At 57.7% G+C, this 15,751-nt stretch carries 14 protein-coding genes and 1 pseudogene; 4 read left to right on the top strand and 11 right to left on the bottom strand.

All coding sequences use genetic code 11. The annotated features are described in order from the left end of the window. The first annotated feature begins 106 nt into the window (after positions 1–106). The 3 genes from AC1D2Q_RS05280 (at position 107) to AC1D2Q_RS05270 (ending at position 2,989) form a co-directional block, all read left to right on the top strand. Positions 107–1,483, top strand: coding sequence for a cytochrome ubiquinol oxidase subunit I (locus AC1D2Q_RS05280; protein ID WP_477812475.1), 1,377 nt, complete (start codon positions 107–109; stop codon positions 1,481–1,483). A gap of 12 nt (positions 1,484–1,495) precedes the next feature. Next, entirely contained in the window at positions 1,496–2,497 is a 1,002-nt protein-coding gene (gene cydB, locus AC1D2Q_RS05275) for a cytochrome d ubiquinol oxidase subunit II (RefSeq protein ID WP_477812474.1), read from the top strand. 255 nt (positions 2,498–2,752) lie between these two features. Further along, on the top strand, positions 2,753–2,989 hold the full coding sequence (locus AC1D2Q_RS05270; RefSeq protein WP_477812473.1) for a hypothetical protein: 237 nt from the start codon (positions 2,753–2,755) through the stop codon (positions 2,987–2,989). A 488-nt stretch (positions 2,990–3,477) separates the two neighbouring features. Here AC1D2Q_RS05270 and AC1D2Q_RS05265 read toward each other — a convergent pair whose 3' ends face one another. From AC1D2Q_RS05265 to AC1D2Q_RS05225, 9 genes and pseudogenes are all read right to left on the bottom strand, one after another. Then, complete coding sequence (locus AC1D2Q_RS05265) at positions 3,478–4,227, bottom strand: proteasome-type protease (RefSeq protein ID WP_477812472.1); 750 nt, start codon at positions 4,225–4,227, stop codon at positions 3,478–3,480. 80 nt (positions 4,228–4,307) lie between these two features. Then, positions 4,308–5,105, bottom strand: a complete 798-nt coding sequence (locus tag AC1D2Q_RS05260) for a transglutaminase family protein (protein WP_477812471.1) — start codon at positions 5,103–5,105, stop codon at positions 4,308–4,310. Further along, positions 5,102–6,052: an alpha-E domain-containing protein gene (locus AC1D2Q_RS05255; RefSeq protein WP_019578892.1), complete on the bottom strand. Its 951-nt coding sequence runs from the start codon at positions 6,050–6,052 to the stop codon at positions 5,102–5,104. The genes AC1D2Q_RS05260 and AC1D2Q_RS05255 overlap by 4 nt, the downstream gene beginning before the upstream one ends. 3 nt (positions 6,053–6,055) lie before the next feature. Continuing rightward, positions 6,056–7,465: a circularly permuted type 2 ATP-grasp protein gene (locus AC1D2Q_RS05250; protein WP_477812470.1), complete on the bottom strand. Its 1,410-nt coding sequence runs from the start codon at positions 7,463–7,465 to the stop codon at positions 6,056–6,058. 821 nt (positions 7,466–8,286) lie between these two features. Then, a complete protein-coding gene (locus AC1D2Q_RS05245; RefSeq protein WP_477812469.1) occupies positions 8,287–9,591 on the bottom strand; it encodes an MFS transporter in 1,305 nt (434 codons plus the stop codon). A 194-nt stretch (positions 9,592–9,785) separates the two neighbouring features. After that, on the bottom strand, positions 9,786–11,033 hold the full coding sequence (locus AC1D2Q_RS05240) for an MFS transporter (protein WP_477812468.1): 1,248 nt from the start codon (positions 11,031–11,033) through the stop codon (positions 9,786–9,788). Between the two features lie 64 nt (positions 11,034–11,097). Further along, positions 11,098–11,331 (bottom strand): hypothetical protein, encoded by a 234-nt coding sequence (locus AC1D2Q_RS05235; protein WP_156043939.1) that lies wholly within the window; start codon positions 11,329–11,331, stop codon positions 11,098–11,100. A 17-nt stretch (positions 11,332–11,348) separates the two neighbouring features. After that, positions 11,349–11,585 (bottom strand): annotated as a pseudogene (locus AC1D2Q_RS05230) (hypothetical protein); the annotation flags it as partial. 34 nt (positions 11,586–11,619) lie between these two features. Beyond that, on the bottom strand, positions 11,620–12,831 hold the full coding sequence (locus AC1D2Q_RS05225; protein ID WP_477812467.1) for an MFS transporter: 1,212 nt from the start codon (positions 12,829–12,831) through the stop codon (positions 11,620–11,622). Positions 12,832–12,926: 95 nt separating this feature from the next. On the opposite strand from AC1D2Q_RS05225, the gene AC1D2Q_RS05220 reads away from it, so the two are divergent. Then, complete coding sequence (locus AC1D2Q_RS05220; protein WP_477812466.1) at positions 12,927–13,826, top strand: LysR family transcriptional regulator; 900 nt, start codon at positions 12,927–12,929, stop codon at positions 13,824–13,826. A gap of 129 nt (positions 13,827–13,955) precedes the next feature. Here the strand turns inward: AC1D2Q_RS05220 and AC1D2Q_RS05215 are convergent, their stop codons facing one another. Beyond that, a complete protein-coding gene (locus AC1D2Q_RS05215) occupies positions 13,956–14,153 on the bottom strand; it encodes a YbdD/YjiX family protein (RefSeq protein ID WP_007938220.1) in 198 nt (65 codons plus the stop codon). 14 nt (positions 14,154–14,167) lie between these two features. After that, positions 14,168–15,751: carbon starvation CstA family protein (locus AC1D2Q_RS05210; RefSeq protein WP_477812465.1), on the bottom strand; the 1,584-nt coding region annotated here is incomplete at its 5' end.

The raw sequence follows: 15,751 nt of genomic DNA, 5'->3' as shown, positions 1-15,751 counted from the left end.
CTAACCATGTCTATTTACGCCATAACCTTCGGCTCTTTTACTCGCCGTCGCTCGCTGCTTCCAACAGCCGATTCCTATGAGGGTCGCCTATCTGTGAGTGGAAAGCATGGACGCTATTGATTCCGCGCTAATGGCAGCGCGCGCTCAGTTTGCGATCACCATCAGCTTTCATATTGTCCTGGCGGCATTCACCATTGGTTTAGCCAATTTTTTAATGGTACTTGAAGCGCTTTGGCTATGGCGTGGGCGAAGGATCTACCTGGACGTCTACTGTTACTGGTCAAAAATATTTGCCCTTAACGTGGCGGTGGGCACGGCTTCGGGTCTGATATTGGAGTACCAATTCGGGCTCAATTGGTCGCGTCTGTCGACGCAAGCGGGAGATATCCTCGGCCCATTGATGTTTTATGAAGTGCTTGCTGCATTTTTTCTTGAGGCTGGCTTCCTTGGCATCATGTTGTTCGGATTGAAGAAGGTGGGCCCGCGTCTGCATTTTTTTGCCACCTGCGCCGTAGCTATTGGATCGCTCATCAGCGCCTTCTGGATCCTGTCAGCCAATTCCTGGATGCAGACCCCCGCCGGTTACTCCATTGGCCCAGATGGCCGCTTCATCGCCGAGGATTGGTGGTCAATCATCTTCAATCCGTCCTTCCCTTACCGGCTTGTTCACATGACATTGGCTGCGTTGATCGGCAGCGCCACGCTGGTAGCCGGTATCAGCGCCTCGCAGCTGTTACGTGCACCTGAGAATCCGCGAGCTCGGCTTACATACTCCATGGCGCTTTGGGCGATTGTCGTGCTTACACCTGGACAAATCCTCGTAGGAGATCTTCATGGTGAGCACAGCCTTAAAGTTCAACCTCAGAAGGTGGCCGCCATCGAAGGTTCATGGACTCGCCCGGCTGAAGGAGCGGGCGAACCATTACGCTTGTTTGCCATTCCTGACATGACCGAGCGGCTCAACCATTGGGAAGTAGCTATTCCGCGCATAGCGTCGCTGTACTTGCGGCATGACCTGAGTGGCACCATCGCCGCGCTGGACGAATTTCCGCCTGAGGATATCCCACCGGTGCCTGCGGTGTTCTTTGCATTTCGCGTCATGGTCGGTCTGGGCCTTTTGATGCTGGGGCAGGGGATGACCAGCTTGATACTGCGATGGCGACAACGGTTGTACGCGGCACGTTGGATGCTCCGAGTGTGTGTGTTGATGGCGCCGGCTGGCTTCCTCGCGATGCTGAGTGGCTGGGTGGTAACAGAGGTGGGCCGCCAGCCATTCACCGTCTATGGACTGCTGCGCACGGCTGACAGTCTTTCTTCGGTATCCCGACAGCAGGTGGTAGGAGCGACATGGACAATCCTGTTGTTCTACTTTGTGATCTTTGGCGTGGGCCTATGGGTGCTGCTGCGATTATTGCGTGAGCCGCCTCACGAGGGCGAGCCTGGGCCGCAACCAACTTTGGCTGACGAGACAGGTAAATCCTGAGGGCATACATCCATGTTGGACACTGACTGGCTAACACTGTTGTCCGCTGCAGCCTTAGGGTTCTCAGTGTTGAGCTATGTGCTACTGGACGGCACTGATCTTGGCGTAGGCGTCCTGATGGGCTTTACCCGTTCTAGTAAGCATCGTCGTGCCATGGCAGTGACAATCTTGCCGATATGGGATGCTAATGAAACCTGGCTCGTGCTCGGGGGCGGCGGCTTGCTAGCCTTGTTTCCACTGGCCTACGCCATTCTGCTGCCGGCGCTTTACATGCCGTTTGTACTGATGTTTTTGGCGTTGATTCTTCGTGCGGTCGCGCTAGAGTTTCGTGACCACGCGCCCAGCGATCGCATCAAGCGTGCGGTTGACGGCTTGCTGCTGGTCGGCTCAGTCTTCGCTGGCGGATGTCAGGGGGTAGTGTTGGGGACGCTGGTACAAGGTGTACCAAATGATGGCGGGCAATATAGCGGCGACGGATGGGAATGGTTGAGGATGTTCCCGTTGTACTGTGGCGCAGTGCTCGTAGTGGGCTATACGTGGTTGGGCGCCTGCTGGTTGTATTGGCGCACAGTAGACGATCTGCATCGACGATCTCTTCGGCAAGCGAGGTTGCTGGGCTTTGTCACCGTTGTACTGTTGGTTGTGTTGGTTGCTTGGACAACGACACTGGATACTCGATATGTGCAACGGCTTGCAGATCGTCTGGTCTGGCTGCCGGCGACAACACTCCTCATTGCACTGCTGACCGGCTTTACTCTCGGATTTCGAAGTCGCCGTCAGTATTTACCACTCTTCGCTGCGTTGGGAATCTTCATTTTGGCGTTTGCATTAATGATGGTGTCGCTATATCCACTGATTGTTCCGCCGAATCTGACCTTGCAAGCTGCCGCCTCCAGTCCAACGAGTCAGCTTTTCATGCTGGTCGGTTTCGCCGTTTTGATACCGGTTACTCTCATTTACAACACCTACGGCTTCAGCGTCTTTAGCGGAAAGGTTCGCGCTGCTCGTGATTGACTGCAGCATCTCAACATTGGCCAGCCCAATACCGGTGTACGACGCTTCGTGAGCCGTGAGCCTTGCACCGGATCCAGGTCGGGAAACGACCGCGTGTCGATGCTCGTCAGTTGGGCCGGCCGATATCTGCATATTGCCCCGGCGGATAAGCACCGACGACCAGAAAGGTCTTCGCTTGAATCTAAATTGCAGTGGYCGGTACCGGCAGGCAGTAGCAACATCAGCTGCACTTATCCCATTACGAGAATTTCCACCATGCGCAACTACACCCTGGAATACCTGTTTAACGGCGAGCCCCGTACCCACATGTTCGAACTCAAACAGCCTCAGTTGCCCGTCCATGAGGCGGCGATGCATCTTCTGCAGCTGCATTTGGGGGACGGAGAGAACAGCCTGATCATGCCCACTGCGGACGCGACGCCGGAAGAGATTTTAGAGCAGGCTGAACTGGTAGGGCTGACGCAGATTAATGTCGTCAATAAACCCAGTTGATGCCAGGGGCAGCGCACCTCTGCAAGTGCTGTCGATCTCTTTCTAGAGCTTGGATTGGAAGCAGCGGCAGGGGTTCGACAGCCATTGGAGCGATTTGCAAGGTCAGTTCCAGGTGTAAGAGTGCTGGCAAACAATTTCACGGAAATTCGCCAGGCAATGGCTGTTCCGAGGGCACGGAACATCGCAGCTCAATACATCCAGGACTTTATCAGTCGTCACGTGAGAGATGGCTTCGTGGCCAAGGCGTTAGCTGAGGGCGGTCAAAGTGACACGCGTATCGTACTGCCAAAGTGGCATCGGACAGCTTATGGAAAAGTTCCACCCAGACACATCATTTAACATAATATACATTACACGCAACATTATGTTTCAGGATTGGCCTGGCTGTGCGCAGCTTTGGATTCTATGGAAAGCACTCTGAATGCCCCCCCAGCGATCAGCCTGCCGCTGGGGGTTTCTTGGAACAATGAATTTTCTCGAGTAACAAGCTAGTTTTTGTTGGCGGCCCCCGACATGTAAGCGTCAGGCGGCTCCGGCAGTGCGGCAAGCATGTCCTGCAGTCCGGCAGCCCATTGCATGCGGATACGCATGAAATACGGGTCGTCGGCCGTGATGCGATAACTTTTTGCACCGCCAAAACTGTCTTTTCTGAACACCAGCAGGTCCAGCGGCATACCCACCGACAGGTTGCTGCGCATGGTCGAGTCGAACGAGATCAGCCCGCAGCGCAGGCCCTCTTCGAGTGATGTGCGGTACGTGAGGTTGCGATCCAGTATCGGCCTGCCGTACTTGCTTTCACCCAATTGCAGGAAAGGCGTGTCCTCCGTCGCCTGAATGAAGTTGCCTTGCGGGTAAATGCTGTACACATCCATCGGTCCCTCCGCAATCTGCCCGCCCACCAGAAAAGAGCAGCTCAAGTCGGTCTTGCCGGCCAACTTGGTACGGTCCCGGGCGACGACTTCGCGAACGGTTTCGGCCACCAGCACAGTGGCGTCATAGAGTGTGCGGACATTCAACAGGTGCGGGCCAGGCCCGCTGCAACGCTGCTTGAGCAAGTTCACCACCGATTGCGAGGTGGCCAGGTTGCCCGCGGTCTGCAACACAATCAGCCGCTCGCCCGGCGTGCTGAAAATAAACAACTTACGAAACGTTGAAATCTGGTCGATACCGGCATTGGTCCGTGAGTCGGAGATGAACACCATCCCGTCGGCCAGGTGCATAGCGACGCAATAAGTCATTTGCGCTTACTCGTGAATTCTGGATGAAAGGCCATACCGTCTCCCTGACGGCATGGCCAATTACGGTGAACGTTTCAGGCTTATTGGTGCTGAACCTGAAACAGCGACGTTACCTGTACCCGCGCCAGCATCGACTCGGCCCCGCCACCACGACGCATGCCACGTACCGGGCAGGCGTCGAGGTAGTCCAGGCCCACCGCCAGTTTCAGATGGCGTTCGGGCCGGGCCAGCCGGTTAGTGACATCGAAGCTGTACCAACCATCGTCGAGCCAGGCTTCGGCCCAGGCATGACTGGCCAAGTGGTTTTCATCTTCGGTGCACAAGTAACCGGAGACATAACGCGCAGGAATCCCCAGGCTACGGGCGCAGGCCAGGAACGCGTGGGTATGGTCCTGACAGACCCCGCCTCCGCCCGCAAACGCCTCGGCGGCCGTGGTGTCCACGGTGGTCGCGCCCGGGTTGTAGACCATATGGTCGGCCAGGCCGTGCATCAGGTCGGTCAACGCCGTTCGATCACGCCGTATACCGCAGCGCTGCACGGCGAAGGCATTCAGGGCATCGTCCGCAATCGTCAGCTTACTGGTGCGCAAAAACGGCAAAGGCGATTGGCTGTCGCGCTCCAGTTCGCGGTCCGAGTCGATATCCACCTGACCATAAGCCGTCAGTACCAAGGCTCCATGGGGTTCGTCCATCGTTAATACATGCAGGATGTTGCCGTACGGATCGAACTGGCTGCGCACCAGGCGCGGCAGTTCCAGGTGCCATTCCAGGATGCGCTGGCGTTCGCTGTTCTGCGGCGTCAGACGCAGGAACTGGATGCTGGTGCAGACTTCATCGGCGTAGCTGTAGGTGGTGTCGTGACGTATGGACAGTTTCATACGGCCTCCAGATAGGACTCGTGAACGGTCTGGCCAAGATGGCGAACCTGGGAGATGAAGTCAGTCAGCCAAAGGTGCAGACCGAAGCCGAGAATCTCGTCGATACCGGTGTAGCGCAGCCGAGCATTCAACTCGGCGGCCAACCGCTGGGCGGCCCGCCCGTTGCTGCCCGGCAGGCTGGCGAGGATATGGTCCAGTTCCTCGATACAGGCGTGCAACGAACGCGGGACGTCGCTACGCAACAACAGCATCTCGGAGACCTGCTCGGCGCCCGGCGCATTGCGGTAGATCTCGTTGAACGCCTCGAAGGACGACAAGGCCCGCAGCAAGGCACTCCACTGGTAGTAGCCGCGCGCGGAGTTGTCACTCACCTCCTCCGACTCCTCGCCGAACATTTCGTAGCGTGCATCCAGCAGGCGCAGCGTGTTGTCCGCCCGCTCAAGGAAAGTCCCCAAGCGAATGAAGCAGTAAGCATCGTTGCGCATGATGGTGCCCGAGGTCGCACCACGGAACAGGTGCGAACGCTCCTTGACCCACTCGCAGAAATGGCTGATGCCATAACGCGCCAGGCCATTGCTGGCGATGTTGCGCATCTCCAGCCAGGTGGCGTTGATGTTCTCCCACATGTCGGCGGTGATGCGTCCGCGCACGGCATGAGCATTGGCTCGCGCGGCTTGCAAACAGCAATAGATACTCCCGGGGTTGGTTTCATCCAGCGCGAAGAAGTGCAACATGCGTTCGGTGTTGAGCTCTCCATAACGCTCGTTGTAATCGTCCAGCGTACCGGCGGCGAGCAGCGACATTGCCAGTTCGGCGCGGCCATCGGTACGCCCCGCCTGAGGCATCAACGACAACGAGTAACTGACTTCGAGCATGCGCGCCAGGTTTTCGGCGCGCTCCAGGTAACGGGACATCCAGTAGAGGTCCGAAGCGGTTCTTGAAAGCATGTCTTAGTCCTCCACTACCCAAGTGTCTTTGGTGCCGCCGCCCTGAGACGAGTTCACCACCAGCGAGCCTTCGCGCAATGCCACGCGGGTCAGGCCACCGGGCACCAGACGGGTTTCTCTGCCCGACAGCACAAACGGGCGCAGGTCAATGTGGCGTGGGGCGATGCCGTTTTCGACAAAGGTCGGGCACGTCGACAGGCACAGGGTCGGTTGGGCGATATAAGCTTCGGGGCGTGCCTTGAGGCGCGCGCGGAAGTCTTCGATTTCCGCCGCCGTAGCCGCCGGGCCCACCAGCATGCCGTAGCCACCGGAACCCTGGGTTTCCTTGACCACCAACTCAGGCAGATTCGCCAACACATGGGACAATTCTTCCGGTTTGCGGCATTGCCAGGTCGGCACGTTCATGAGGATCGGTTCCTCGGCGAGGTAGAAGCGGATCATGTCGCCGACGTAGGGATAGATCGACTTGTCATCGGCCACGCCGGTGCCGACGGCGTTCGCCAGCACCACATTGCCCGAGCGGTAGGCGGCAATCAGGCCGGGCACGCCGAGCATGGAATCCGGGTTGAACGACAGAGGATCGAGATACGCATCATCGAGGCGGCGATAAATGACATCCACCTGCCTGGGGCCTGCAGTGGTACGCATATAGACGTGATCATCGCGGACAAACAGATCAGCGCCCTCCACCAGTTCCACGCCCATTTCACGGGCCAGGAACGCATGCTCAAAGTAAGCGCTGTTGAAGCGACCCGGGGTCAGCACCACGGTTGTGGGATTGTCCAGCGGGCTGGAGCTCCTCAGGGTGTCCAGCAACAGGTTCGGGTAGTGATCGATGGGCGCCACACGCTGGGCGGCGAAGAGCTCGGGGAACAAACGCATCATCATCTTGCGGTCTTCAAGCATGTAGCTGACGCCGCTGGGGGTGCGCAGATTGTCTTCCAGTACGTAGTAGCTGCCATCGCCGTCGCGGACCAGATCGACCCCGGCGATGTGGGCGTAGATGCCCCGGTGCAGATTCAGGCCCTGCATGGCGACCTGATAACCCTCGTTGGCCAACACCTGTTCGGCCGGAATGATGCCCTCCTTGAGAATACGTTGCCCGTGGTAGATGTCGTCCAGGAACATGTTCAATGCCTGGACCCGCTGAATGCAGCCCTTCTCGACCATTTGCCATTCGCTGGCCTTGATGCTGCGCGGAATGATGTCGAACGGAATCAACCGTTCGGTGCCCTGCTCGTCCCCGTATAAAGTGAAGGTGATGCCGGCTCGATGGAACAACAGGTCTGCTTCACGACGACGTTGATCCAGCAACTCCAGAGGTGTGTCCGCCAACCAACGCGCGAACTCCTGGTAATGTGGGCGGCAGCCACCACTCGCATCATACATTTCGTTAAAAAAAGCTCGGGACATACCCTACTCCTTGCCGCGATACAGACGGCATTTTCTTATAACTTCGCTATTTCTATAAAATCAGGCCTTACGTTGTTTTAGTGAGTACTGTTTCTGTTGAGCACCTCAGTGTGCGTCGTTAACTTCCTGTCACATTTGGAAATAATTTCCTTATGACTCCGGCAATCTCTTGACGCGTTCCGACGCCAGAGACTTGGCCTTTGCGGATTGATTTCTGGCGCCCCATTTATAACGTTCCCCCATTATTTCTTTCGTTGAAAACCACACTTGCGGTGGTTTGAAAGTACTTTTGCAAGGGCTGTGCCCAAGTATTGCTATAGTTAATAAAAAACTGAAAAAGCCTTTGAAAATACGATATAGCGACGTTTTGTTTTATTTTTGAGACAGTTATTGATGGAATTGCTGAAACGCTTTCCCCAGGTGTAACTTGCACAACTGTGGATCGTGCGAAAATGGTGCAAATGGCAACTCAAGTGAGTTTTATGCCCTGTAAGCGGGAAATTTCTACTCACTGTTTTTATTGCCCTTGTAATATAGGGTGTCCAGCGCGGAGCGCTAATTAATAGCAGCGCACTACTAACACTCATAAAAATGCACCAAGAAATGACACTCGAAACGAAAATGCCAAGTACTAATGCAAAAAAGGAATGCAAGAGAGGACGGCCAGCCCATGAGATCTTGCCGTCCGTGTAGAGGAATAGACAAACTGCGGATTACTCGAGGAATTTCTGGGTCAGGGTTACTGACAGCATTGTCGGGGCATTAGTGCAATGTTGTCCGGCGTTCGCTCGGCATGGTCTTTACATCGTCATGGAACTGTTTCATCTGGCCACCTCGCGGCCATCGGCCAAGGATGATGACGATAACGAAGTGACTTCTTCCCTATTCGCCTGTACGGCTTCGTTATCCTTGGGGACGAGCAGCACAATCGCCCCCACGATCACTTCGAAAATCCCGGCACCGACAATAATCAGACCCGTTTCAAAGTGGGCATACAGCGCAGCGCCGCAGGCACCGGCGATCAGAATCGACGCCCCCAGCGCGGCAAAGCGCAGTCTTGCCAGCCCCGCGATCTCGCTGTGCTTGAACTTGGTTTGAATGAGCAAAATGAATGAGATGTCGATCAGTGGCCCACCGAGTGCCGCAAGACCTGCGCCAATTATCATCCCCGCCAGAACATGCTCCGGCGGCAGATACATCACGGCTGTACCGATGGTCGCGATGCCCAGGCCGTTGACCACGGAGCCGAAGGTAAATCCGTGATACAAACGGCGGATTTGCAGATTGCCCACGACAAAAATAGAGATCAGGTTCCCTGCCCCATAGGCGCCCATGATCAGGCCGTAGGCAGCAAAACCCTGTACGCCGAAACCCTGGATGTCGTACTTGACGACGGCCAGCGCCATACCGATCGAAATACCCACGCTCCAGGCAATATTGCCCAGTCCCGCACACACATACACCGCCTGCATTTGCCTGCGCCCCACAAGGCTTCGCCAGCCGGCAGTAAAACCGGCACGTCGACTGGTCGCCTTAACAGGTTGACGCGGCAACGCTTTACCCAACTTCATGACCGCATACGCGGAGATCAGGAATGTGATGCTATTCAGGGTAAAAAGATGCTCGATCGGAATCAGCAACGTAATCGCCGCTGCCAGCATCGGCCCGATCACCCTGGCAACCCGGATGATGGCATCAAACAGCGCGTTGACCGATTGCAGCTGGTCCGGCGCCGTGACAATGCGCGGCAGACTAGCGCGTAGCGCCGGCTCGAAGAGCGAGTTGACGATCATCATGAGCATGAGTGTCACCGCCAGCATCCAGAGATTCATGATGCCAAGCCCCCAGGCGATCACAGGAATCAAGGCAAGCCCGGCCCGCGTCAGATCGGCGCCGATCATCGTGCGACGGTGGTCCCAACGCTCCGCCCAAATTCCACCCAGTAATGCGCCTGCCAACGCAGCAGCACCGCGTAAAGCACTGAGCCAGCTCGCATCGGTACCGGCGATCTGCACTGCCATCCAGGCGATGGCAATCGCGAAGAGTTCGTCACCAATGGAAGATAGCGCCAACCCTCCCCACAGCAACGCAATGGGCTGCTGAAGTAACGGCCTGAACAATTTCATATCATCAACTCCGCACAGTCACTCAACAGGTCTGAAAAAGCCCCTGTCGTCTTGTTACTCGTTGAACGATTTCGCGCCCCTTCTATTGCTGCGATAGCGCCCGCCTTCATCTCCTGGCAGGGCAGGCGTCGAACGATAACTCGCCGGCTGCAAAGTTAATCACTTTGATACCGCTTTCTTTCAAGGCATTCGCTTTACTGCGCATGCTCGATGTTCCTGGCGCGCTGAGAATCAGCGTCCAGGCCTCGTTGCACATACCAGGACACGGGCAGTGTCAACAACAGTGTGGCGGCCAACATGATCACAGCAGCAGGAATACCTGTGATGTCGCCCAGGCTGCCAAACAATACCGGTGCCAGCGCCCCGCCACCGATGGTGCCGGTGTAGAACACAGCGAAGGCGTGCTCTCGTTTGCCTGGGCCAGCCAGGTCCGGCACGGCGCCATACAGCACCGACGATGTTCCGTTCAATGCCAGCCCCAGCAGCGGCAACACCGCCATCAGGCCGAACAGCGGCAGGTACACCGACAGGATGATCAACACCGCGGTGGTGAACTCGGTTAGCCATACGGTTTTCATCATGCCAATGCGCGCGCCCAGATAGCCGCACAGCAACTTGCCGAATGCCCCACCCACAAACAACATTGTCAGCGCCAGACCTATGCCTGCCGTCCCGGCCCCCTTCTCTTTCAGCAGGAACGGCAAGAAGGTGAGAAACCCCATCCGTACCGCACTGTCCAGTGTGCCGGTCACAATGAGCGCCCGCAGCCCGCTGGCGGAGCCGTTTCCCATGATTGCCCTGGAGGCCTTGCCCTGACCGGATGAAGTCATCGCGCGCGCCGGAATCAGCCACCACAGCAGACCGGCGGCGGCCAGACCGAGCAGGCCTATCAGCGTGACGCTCGCGCGCCAGCTGATGACCGTCAGTAACAGGCCGACCAACCCCGGTATCAACGTTTTGCCGATGTCTCCAGAGAAGTTGTACTGCGACAATGCTTGTTTGACGCCCCCGCCCTCCTCGTGCGTATCGGTGATCAACGAAGATGCCAGTGGGTGTTGGGTGCTAGCGCCCAATCCGCCCAACACCAGCGCCAACAACAACACCGTCAGGCCGCCAGCCTGCCCTGCCAGCAAGTAAGCCAACCCCGCGAGCGCGGTCCCCCCCACCAGCAAACGCTCTCGCCCCCATCGCCTGGCGGCCCGGCTTGCCAACAGCTGGAAACCGGCCATCATCCCGGAGTAAGCGCCACGCATCAGGCCAATTTGGGCGTAGCTCAAGGCAAACTGCGCCTGCCATATCGGCAACAGCACATAGATGACGTCGGTCAGGCCGTCATGCACGGCGTGTGCGCCGCAGCCAGCCAGCAGAGATCGTCGACGTACAGAGGCATCGGTCGATTGCGGCCCCTGCAAAGAAGATACTTCGTCTTTCAAATCGTTCATGGTTCCGCCATTACTGCAACAGTTGCGCACAATCTTTCATCCGCCGGATTTGTGATGCAGATACTCAGCGAAAATCTCCCAGACGATTTCCAGCACCAGGTGATTTCAGGATTACACCTGAAGGTTTTAACGTACGACTTGCACGCTGACGCTTTACTTCACCGTCAGACAAAGAGCGCAAAAAAATTCGCATCACGCTACTAACAAGGTCGTCAACATCCAGAAACTCAGAGTTAATCCCGCTAGTTAGCTCCCGCTGCACGTCAACACGCAGTTTTAAATAGTCAGTCCGTTCCATTAGTACTCCATCTACTCGACAGTAGAAGTCGAGTTGTTGGTCTTGGACCAACTGGCGAAAAACTTACGCAAGGCTGCTGGCGGATGGCGGCGCGAAGTCAGTGTCTCAAAGGCATTTTCGATGTCCACAAGCGCACCCTCTTCATTCCAGAACGCTTCGAACAGCGCATGCTTCAAGACACTGGCAGGCATGTCGTTCAACACTGGTTCGACGATCTTCAACAACTGGCTCTGGCGGGTCAGTACGTTACTCATGGTCACCTCTTATATTCCTTTATTGGATGATGATTCAGGCAGGTTCACCGATTCGTTCGGAACCGTTACGGTCGTGCGCGACCGGCGCATCGGGTTCAAGGGGTTTCCAGCCGGTCAAGGCGATCAGCAGCGACAACAACTGGACGCCGATGATCAGCGCCACACACCCCTGCCAACCCCAGCGATTCCAGATCATCGCGGGGCCGACGGCGCCGAAACTGCCTCCCAGGTAATAACCCGTCAGGTACAGCCCCACCGCCCCGGCTTTGTTATGTCGGGCCGTGGCTGTAATAAAGGCATTGGCGCAGGCCTGGGCCAGAAACACGCCGGTTGAGCTCAGGGCCAGGCCCAGCACGATCAGCCACAGCGAGGGCAGCAGCGTCAGGAGCGAGCCACAGACGCCCAGTAACACCGCGGCCACCAGCAACTCGGATTGCGGTCGCGATTTGCTCAAGCGTCCGACGATGGGGATCACCACCAGTGCCAGCAGGAACACTGCATAGATCGTCCCGAGGGCCGCAGCGCCGAGATTGAAAGGCGTCTGGCTGAGGTACAGTCCGGCGTAAGTGAAGGTCGCGACTTGCGAAAACAACACACAAAAGCCCACGCCATACGCCGCCAGCAAGGGTTTGCGGCACAGATCGCGAAGGGCTTGCAGACGCAGTGGCGAATTCTTGGTAGCCAACACCGGATTGGCCGGCAGCAGAAAGTGGATGGTCACGCCGACGAACACGCTCATTGCTGGCAGCAGTTCAAAGGCCTCACGCCAGCCCACATATTCGGTCATGAGCCCGGTCACGAAGCGCCCGGCAAACCCACCCAGTACGGTACCGGCCACGTAGAGGCTGGTGACCACCGTGACAGTGCCACCACTCCAGCGGTCGCCGATGTAGGCTACGCTGGTGGCGAACACCACCGGAATCAACATGCCTTCGACAAAGCGCCAGACCAACAGCTCGCTAAAGCTGTCGGCATGGGCTGTCAGCAGTGCCGGCACCGCCAATAGCGTTGCCGCGCCGACAATCACCGAGCGTTGTTCAAAGCGACGGGTAAGACGGCTGACAAAGGGGGCGGTGATGGCGACCGCCAGGGTGGTCACCGTGATGCTCCATCCCGCCTGCCGGGCGCTCACCTGAAAACTCAGGGCAAATTCCTGAAGGATACTCTGGGTTGAATACAGGTTGAGGAAGGCCGCGCAACCACACAGAAACAAGGCGATGCGAGCACTCTGCAGACGCGAATTCATGAGGCCTCTCGTTTTATGACAGGAGGCCTTTATAGAATACGCGGGCTGCCGAAGACCAATACCGAATTCGGACCGATCAATACCCAAGGAACAGGATGCTGGATCTACGCAAGTTACGTTACTTTTTGACGGTCGCCGAAGAGCTGCACTTTGGTCGCGCGGCACTGCGTCTGAACCTCGCCCAGCCGCCGTTGACCCGGCAGATTTCCGCTCTGGAAGCCGAGCTGGGTTTTCGTCTGTTTGACCGCACCAGCCGCACGGTGTCGCTCACGGCCCAAGGCCGGCATTTTCTGCCTTATGCGCGCGCCATGCTGGAGCAAGCCGACCTGACCGAAATCATCGCCGGCAAGCTGGCCGCGGGCTCGACCGGGCAACTCGTGTTGGGCTACGCCAGCTCGATTGCCCTGTCAGACCTATTCAGCCAGGCCATTCAAGCTTTTGCCCAACGCTTTCCAGAGGTTCAACTGACTCTGGTGGAAGGTGCGTCCAGCAGTCTATGGTCACAGGTCGCCGATGGTCGTATCGATATTGGTATGAGCCGGTTGCTGCCTCAAAACGGGCAAGCCGAGGTCCGGGTACTATCCCTGGGTGAAGAACCCTTAGTGGCAGCCCTTTCCAGTGACAACCCGTTGGCCGGCCAGGCCGAGGTCAACCTCGCCCAGCTCAGCGCGTACCCCTTGATTTTATTTCCGGTCGATTACGGCTCGGGGCTCAACGAATCCATTCAACAACTGTACCGACGCAACGGGTTGCCCCTGCGCCCAGGTCCATCCGGACGGCAAATTACCTCGATCATCGCGCTGGTGGCCGCCGGGCAAGGCGTTGCGCTGGTTCCCCAGTGCACCCAGACGTTGGTAAAAAAGGGGGTGACCTACCGCCCGCTGGCTGACTCCGAAGCTCGCGCGCAACTGCTGATACTGACGCGAGCCCAAGGGCGCAGCCTGCTGGTCGAGGCCTTCATGGGGGTGATCGACGAACTGATGCCAGTCAGTTAAAGCACAATCCATGTGGAAGCGAGCCTGCTCGCGATGACGGCATAACATTCAACGTTGCAGTTGACTGTCAGACCGCTATCGCGAGCAGGCTCGCTCCCACGAAAACCACTTCAACATTACATCAGCGGGTCAACAGCACTTCGGCCCTGCCTTACCGCCGTAACGAGCCTCCTGACGTTCGCGAAAGAACATCTCATAGCTCATCACCGGCTTGTCCGGGTGTTCGGTTTGCATATGCTCGACGTAGTTGTCGTAGTCGGGCATGCCGACCATCAGGCGCGCGGCCTGACCGAGGTATTTACCGAGGCGACTCAGGTCATTGAACATGCTGCCCTCCTCGATCAAGCATCTGGCAGCGCCTGGAATGGCGCTTCTTTATCCGTACGCTCTTTGGTGCCCCAGGCGGCAATGCCGACTTTGAGCGCAAAGAACAGGATGCTGAATACCACGAGCAGGAACAACACCGTCAGCGTTGCGTTGGTGTAGGCGTTGTAAATCACGTGCTGCATCTGCTCGATGCTCTTGGCCGGCGCCAGCACCTGACCGTTGGCCAGGGCATCGCTGTATTTCTTCGCCAGCGCGAGGAAACCGATCGCCGGGTTGGCGTCGAACAGCTTGATGAAGCCTGCAGTGGTGGTGCAGATCAGCAGCCATACCGCTGGCAGCATGGTCACCCACACATAGCGTTGGCGTTTCATTTTGATCAGCACAACGGTTGCCAACATCAGCGCGATACCGGCCAGCATCTGGTTGGAGATACCGAACAGTGGCCACAAGGTGTTGATCCCGCCCAACGGGTCGATCACGCCTTGGTACAGCAGGTAACCCCACATCGCCACGCAACCGGCCGTGGCGATCAGGTTGGCGGTCCAGGATTCGGTGCGTTTCAGCGCCGGCACAAAGGAACCAAGCAAGTCCTGCAGCATGAAACGTCCGGCACGGGTACCGGCATCGACCGCAGTCAGGATGAACAGCGCTTCAAACAGGATCGCGAAGTGGTACCAGAACGCCATGGTGTTTTCACCCGGCAGCACGTGGTGCAGGATCTGCGCGATACCGACCGCGAGGGTCGGCGCACCGCCGGCACGGGCCAGGACGGTGGTTTCACCGATGTCCTTGGCCACCGCTTGCAACGCTTCCGGCGTGATGGCAAAGCCCCAGCTGCTGACTGTCTGCGCAACCGAAACAGCATCGGCGCCGACAAGGGCCGCCGGGCTGTTCATCGCGAAGTACACGCCTGGCTCGATCACCGAAGCGGCCACCATCGCCATGATCGCCACGAAGGATTCCATCAGCATGCCGCCGTAACCGATGTAACGGGCATGGCCTTCACTGGCAAGCAGCTTCGGCGTGGTGCCGGAAGCAATCAGTGCGTGGAAACCGGACACCGCACCACAAGCGATGGTGATGAACAGGAACGGGAACAGCCCACCCTTCCACACCGGCCCGGTGCCGTCGATGAACTGGGTCAATGCCGGCATTTTCAGCTCGGGCATGGTGATCAGAATGCCGATCGCCAGTGCGACGATGGTGCCGATCTTCAGGAAGGTCGACAGGTAATCGCGAGGCGCGAGGATCAGCCACACCGGCAACACGGCTGCCACGAAACCGTAGCCGATCAGCATCCAGGTAATCTGCAGTCCGGTGAAGGTAAAGGCCTTGGCCCACACCGGGTCAGCGGCGATCTGCCCGCCCAGCCAGATCGAGCCCAGCAACAATGCCACGCCGATCACCGAGATTTCACCGATGCGGCCCGGGCGGATGTAGCGCATGTAGACGCCCATGAACATCGCGATCGGGATGGTCGCCATCACCGTGAAAATGCCCCACGGGCTTTCGGCCAGGGCCTTGACCACGATCAGCGCCAGCACCGCGAGGATGATGATCATGATCAGGAAGCAGCCGAACAACGCGATGGTGCCGGG

It is taken from the genome of Pseudomonas sp. P1_A1 (assembly GCF_056406935.1).
Note: the sequence above shows the minus strand (reverse complement) of the source record. Positions and strands in the feature narration are given on the sequence as shown.

Excerpts from the sequence above, each read along its gene's own strand:
- AC1D2Q_RS05280 (WP_477812475.1), top strand. The coding sequence starts at position 107 with ATGGACGCTATTGATTCCGCGCTAATGGCAGCGCGCGCTCAGTTTGCG.
- cydB (WP_477812474.1), top strand. The coding sequence starts at position 1,496 with ATGTTGGACACTGACTGGCTAACACTGTTGTCCGCTGCAGCCTTAGGG.
- AC1D2Q_RS05270 (WP_477812473.1), top strand. The coding sequence starts at position 2,753 with ATGCGCAACTACACCCTGGAATACCTGTTTAACGGCGAGCCCCGTACC.
- AC1D2Q_RS05265 (WP_477812472.1), bottom strand. The coding sequence starts at position 4,227 with ATGACTTATTGCGTCGCTATGCACCTGGCCGACGGGATGGTGTTCATC.
- AC1D2Q_RS05260 (WP_477812471.1), bottom strand. The coding sequence starts at position 5,105 with ATGAAACTGTCCATACGTCACGACACCACCTACAGCTACGCCGATGAA.
- AC1D2Q_RS05255 (WP_019578892.1), bottom strand. The coding sequence starts at position 6,052 with ATGCTTTCAAGAACCGCTTCGGACCTCTACTGGATGTCCCGTTACCTG.
- AC1D2Q_RS05250 (WP_477812470.1), bottom strand. The coding sequence starts at position 7,465 with ATGTCCCGAGCTTTTTTTAACGAAATGTATGATGCGAGTGGTGGCTGC.
- AC1D2Q_RS05245 (WP_477812469.1), bottom strand. The coding sequence starts at position 9,591 with ATGAAATTGTTCAGGCCGTTACTTCAGCAGCCCATTGCGTTGCTGTGG.
- AC1D2Q_RS05240 (WP_477812468.1), bottom strand. The coding sequence starts at position 11,033 with ATGAACGATTTGAAAGACGAAGTATCTTCTTTGCAGGGGCCGCAATCG.
- AC1D2Q_RS05235 (WP_156043939.1), bottom strand. The coding sequence starts at position 11,331 with ATGGAACGGACTGACTATTTAAAACTGCGTGTTGACGTGCAGCGGGAG.
- AC1D2Q_RS05225 (WP_477812467.1), bottom strand. The coding sequence starts at position 12,831 with ATGAATTCGCGTCTGCAGAGTGCTCGCATCGCCTTGTTTCTGTGTGGT.
- AC1D2Q_RS05220 (WP_477812466.1), top strand. The coding sequence starts at position 12,927 with ATGCTGGATCTACGCAAGTTACGTTACTTTTTGACGGTCGCCGAAGAG.
- AC1D2Q_RS05215 (WP_007938220.1), bottom strand. The coding sequence starts at position 14,153 with ATGTTCAATGACCTGAGTCGCCTCGGTAAATACCTCGGTCAGGCCGCG.